This window comes from Rhizomicrobium sp. (genome assembly GCF_056722145.1).
In genome coordinates this window covers 1-5,246 of record NZ_JBWZET010000083.1, presented here as the reverse complement: position 1 = coordinate 5,246, position 5,246 = coordinate 1, and the positions used below count along the sequence as shown (strand labels likewise).

2 protein-coding genes are annotated in these 5,246 nt (G+C 65.6%); both read left to right on the top strand.

Translation table 11 applies throughout. The features are described from left to right. Positions 1-36 precede the first annotated feature (36 nt). The gene (locus AC1P6P_RS04715) at positions 37-696 is read left to right on the top strand and encodes a hypothetical protein (protein ID WP_481401282.1); all 660 of its coding nucleotides are present in this window, start codon (positions 37-39) and stop codon (positions 694-696) included. Positions 697-762: 66 nt separating this feature from the next. After that, on the top strand, positions 763-5,246 hold a 4,484-nt coding region (locus tag AC1P6P_RS04710; protein WP_481401281.1), incomplete at its 3' end, for an NAD-glutamate dehydrogenase.

The window sequence follows — 5,246 nt, the reverse complement described above, 5'->3', positions numbered from 1 at the left end:
CGCTAGCGCTGGGACAATCTTGGGGTAGAGGGCCAGATGGTCGCAATGTTGAAATTGCTGCAGCCGACGGCGGATCGCCAGGCCGATCACGTCAACGGCCCGATCGCCAAGCTCAAGGTATTGCACGACGAAGCCGAAGAAACGGCCCGTTTGGCCAATTTGTTGGGCCGTAGCGGTTATGTCGGCATGACGTTGCCCATCCTTGCTCTCGTGACCATGGGCCTGTCCGTCGAAATGCATTCGGCGCCGCAACTGGTGTGGGTGGGACTTGTCGCCGCCATCGCCGGTGCCATGCTGTTTGCCTATCGCCATGCCATGAAGCGCCCGTTCGAGCGCGCCGCCCTCAAGGACTACGCCAAGGACCTCTCCGCCATTCTCCTGTTCGCGGGCTTTGCCTGGGGCGCTGGTGCATTCCTGGCCCTGCCGGCCGGACTGCCGCTTGCCGCCGCGATCAGTTTCGCGCTGCTGCCCGCGACCGCCATCGCGACTTTGTTGCGGGACCGCGAAGCGCTGTTTCTGTTTCTTGCGCCCGTCACCGGCCTGACCACGGCCGCATGTCTCCTGAAGCCGTTCGCCGGTTCCTGGATGGCGGCGGCAATGGTCGTGGCTTCGGCGGCGGCATTGGTCGGAGCGTTGTATTTGTATGAACGGCTGACAGGCATTCCGAGCAGGCCTGCCATGCTGTCTCTGCCCTAGAGCCCAAGTTTTTTCGCAGCGCCGTGAGGCATAGACTGGCGCGGACATTCGTTCGAACAGGCTGCCATGCTCGTCGCCGAAACCCTCCGCACCAAGACCTCCGATCTTCTCGCCCGCTGCGCCGAAGCGCTGCACGATGAACCCGAGATCATCGCCTTCATCGAAGCGCTGACGAAGAACGCCGCGCCCGAGGACATTGCGCGCTACGCCCCGCGCGAGCTGATCGCGCTCGCCCGCCTGATCCAGGCCCGCGTCGCCGCCCATCTCCCCGGCCAAGCGCTGGTGACGTTGATCGATCCCGCGCTCGAGAGCGCCGATTTCCCCCGCAAGGAAACCGTGCTGGTCGCGATCAACGATGATGCGCCGTTCCTGTTCGATTCCCTGATGGGCGAAGTGACGGCGCAAGGGTTCGCCGCCCGCGCCGTGTTCCATCCCATCGTCACCGTTGCCGGCTGGCCGACCAGCGTCATCGTCATCGTCACCGACACCATCGTCGAAGAGGATCTGCGCGAAGCGCTCGTCAAAGGCGCCGAAGCGGTGTTCTCGCAGGTGCGGCTGGCGGTGCGCGACTGGCAGGCGATGAAGGAGCGCCTCGCCGCCGTCATCACCGAACTGAAACTGACGCCCTCGCGCGCCCCGGCGCAGGAAATCCGCGAGACCATCGAATTCCTCGAATGGCTGGGCGACGACCATTTCACCTTCCTCGGCAGCCGCGACTATGCCTATGCCGCGACCAATGGCGGCGAACTGCTGCCGGTCGACGGCTCCGGCCTCGGCGTACTCGCCGATACAAGCGCCCGCGTCGTCCGCCGCTCCGCCGACGAGACCAGTGTTTCCGACGCGCTGCGCGCCTTCCTGCAGCGCCCCGAGCCGCTGATCATCACCAAGTCGAACGAGAAGAGCCTCGTCCATCGCCGCGTCTTCATGGATTACATCGGCGTCAAGCTGTTCACGCCCGATGGCGCCTTCAAGGGCGAGCGCCGCTTTGTCGGCCTGTTCACCTCGGGCGCCTACAGCCGCACGCCGGCCGATATTCCGCTTCTGCGCTTCAAGACCGGCAACGTAATGGCGCGCGCCGGCCTTCCCGCCCGCGGCCACGACGCCAAAACGCTGGCGCACATCCTCGACAGCTTTCCGCGCGACGAGTTGTTCCAGACCGGCGAAGACGAGCTTTACACCGCCGCCATGGGCATGCTGCGCCTGACCGAGCGGCCCAAGCTGAAGCTGTTCGTCCGCATCGACCGCTTCGACCGCTTCGCCGCCGCGATCGTGTTCGTGCCGCGCGAGCGTTTCAATTCGGCGGTCCACGCCCGCCTGCACGAAATCCTCGCCGAGGCGCTCAGCGGGCGGCCGATGGAAGCGGTGCCCAGCCTCACCGATTCCGTTCTGGCGCGGCTCTATTACACCGTCGGCTTCGATGACGGCGCCCCGCCGTCGATCGATATCGCGGCCATCGAGCATGAAATGCGCGCCGCCATCCGCACCTGGGAGGACGGCTTCCTCGATGTCCTGAAGGCGCGCTATGGCGAGATCGAAGGCACCCGCCTGTTCCGTCAGCAGGCGCCGGGCCTGCCCGCCCGCTACCGCGATGCCTTCACGCCCACCGAAGGCGCCGAAGACCTCGCCGCCATAGACAGCCTGGCGCGCTCGGGGCGGAGGCCCGCGGTGGAAGCGCGCGTCATGCGCCGCATCTCCGACCGCCGTTCCACCTTGCGCATCAAGCTTTATGGCCTCGGCCCGGCGCTGCCCTTGTCGGTATCACTGCCGATCTTCGAGAATTTCGGCCTCAAGGTGATCGCCGAAGACGCTTATCCGATCGTCGCCGAATCCGGCGAAGCCTTCGTGCTCGATTTCCTGATGGAGCGCGCCGATCAGGGTCCGGCGCAAGGCACCGAGATCAAGCACCTGCTGCAGGCCGCCTTCCATGCGGTGATCGCCGGCGATGCCGAAAGCGACGGTTTCAACCGCCTCACCATCGCTGCCGGTCTCGACTGGCGCGACATCACCATTTTGCGCGCGGTGGCGAAATTCCTGCGCCAGGCCGCGATCCCGTTCAGCCAGGACTATATGGAGCAGACCCTCACCCGCAATCCGGCGCTGGCCAAGATGCTGGTAGAGCTGTTCCACGCCCGCCTGTCGCCGGAAAGCACAGGTGAGAGCGATGCGCTGCTGGGCCAGATCGATGCCGCGCTGCACGACGTCGCCAGCCTCGACGACGACCGCATCATCCGCCGCATCCGCAACGTCATCGTCAATGTGCTGCGGACCAATTTCTATCAGCACGGCACTGGTGAGCGGCCGAAGCCGTATCTGGCGATGAAGCTCGCCTCGGACAAGCTCGACGAATTGCCGGCACCGCGACCACATGTCGAGATTTTCGTCTATTCGCCGCAGGTGGAAGGCGTGCACCTGCGCTTCGGCAAGGTCGCCCGCGGCGGCCTCCGCTGGAGCGACCGGCGCGAGGATTTCCGCACCGAAGTCCTGGGGCTCGTCAAGGCGCAGCAGGTCAAGAACGCCTGCATCGTGCCGGTGGGCTCCAAGGGCGGCTTCTATCCCAAGCAGATGCCGGCGAACGCAACCCGCGAGGAAACGCAAGCTGTCGGCATCGCGGCCTACAAGACCTTCATCCATGCGCTGCTCGACGTTACCGACAATCTCGGCCCCGATGGCGAGGTGGTGCCGCCCGAGCAGGTCGTGCGCCGCGATGACGACGATCCCTATCTGGTGGTGGCTGCCGACAAGGGCACGGCGACCTTCTCCGACATTGCCAACGGGATCGCCGAGGCCCGCGGCTTCTGGCTTGGCGATGCGTTCGCGTCGGGCGGCAGTCACGGCTACGACCACAAGGTGATGGGCATCACCGCCCGCGGCGCCTGGGAAGCGGTCAAGCGCCACTTCCGCGAAATCGGCCGCGATATCCAGACGGCGCCGTTCACCGCGGTCGGCATCGGCGACATGTCGGGCGATGTCTTCGGCAACGGCGTGCTGCTGTCGCAACAGATGAAGCTGGTGGCCGCCTTCGATCATCGCCACATCTTCATCGACCCCGATCCCGATCCGGCGACAAGCTGGGCCGAGAGAAAGCGCCTGTTCGATCTGCCGCGCTCGTCGTGGGCCGATTACGAGGCGAAACTTATCTCCAAAGGCGGCGGCATCTTTGCCCGCAGCTTGAAGGAAATCGCGCTGACAGCGGAAATGAAGGCGCTGACGGGCCTGGCCGCTGACGTCGCCACGCCCGCCGACGTGATGAAGGCCCTCCTCAAAGCCGACGTCGATCTCTTATGGCTCGGCGGCATCGGCACCTATGTCAAAGCGGCGTCGCAGACCAATCTCGAAGTCGGCGATCGTTCCAACGATGCGGTGCGCATCAACGGCAAAGAGGTGCGCGCCAAAGTCGTCGGCGAAGGCGCCAATCTCGGCCTCACCCAGCTTGGCCGCATCGAGTGTGCCCATAACAGCGTGCGCCTCAACACTGACGCGATCGACAATTCCGCCGGCGTCGATACCTCCGACCATGAAGTGAATCTGAAAATCCTGATGGGCGGCGCGATGCGGCGCGGCGAAATGACGGGCGCCGAGCGCGACGATCTCCTCGCCCGCATGACCGACGAAGTCGCCGCCCTGGTGCTGAAGGACAATTACGACCAGACCCTGGCACTGACGGTAGCCGAAGCGCGTGGGGCCACCGACCTCGACGCCTCAAGCCGCTACATGCGCGACCTCGAAGCGCGCGGGCGGCTCGATCGCGCCGTGGAATTCCTGCCCGACGATGCCGAACTGCGCCGCCGCGCCCAATCCGGCAAGGGCCTGACGCGTCCCGAGCTGTCGGTGCTGCTCGCCTATGCCAAGCTCGACCTCAAGGCCGAACTCCTCGCCAGCGATCTGCCCGACGATCCTTATTTCCTTCCGGCGCTGGCGAGCTATTTCCCGCCGGAAGCGGTCGCGGCGCTGCCCGACGAACTGACGCGCCATCGCTTGAAGCGCGAAATCATCACCGACGTGGTGGCCAACAAGCTGATCAATCTCGCCGGGCCGCTGTTCGTCGCCCGCATGAAGGAGATGAGCGGCGCCCCCGCGGCCCGCATCGTGCGCGCCTTTGCCGTCGCCGACGGTGCCTTCGGGCTTTCCACCCTGAAGAAGCGCATCGACGGCCTCGATCTCAAGGTCGATGCCAAGCTGCAGACCGCGATGTATTCCGACATCGTCGCGGTGCTGCGCCGGCTCGGGCTGTGGTTCATCACCAATGTGCCGGAAGGTGCCGAGCTGTCGTCGATCGTTGCCCTTTACCGCGATGGCGCCGACAAGCTGCGCGGCACTTTTTCGACCCTGGTCAGTCCCTATGAAGCGCACGACACCGAAGCGCGCATCGCCGAGCTGGTTGCCGGCGGCGTGCCGCCCGATATCGCCGAGGATGGGGCCGTGCTGCCGCTGATGGCGGGCTTGCCGGAAATCGCGCTGATGGCCGCCCATCTGGGGCTCGATCTCGATCTCGTCGCCGGTGCCTACTTCGCGATGGGCACGACGGTGGGTCTCGACCGGCTGCGGGGCTT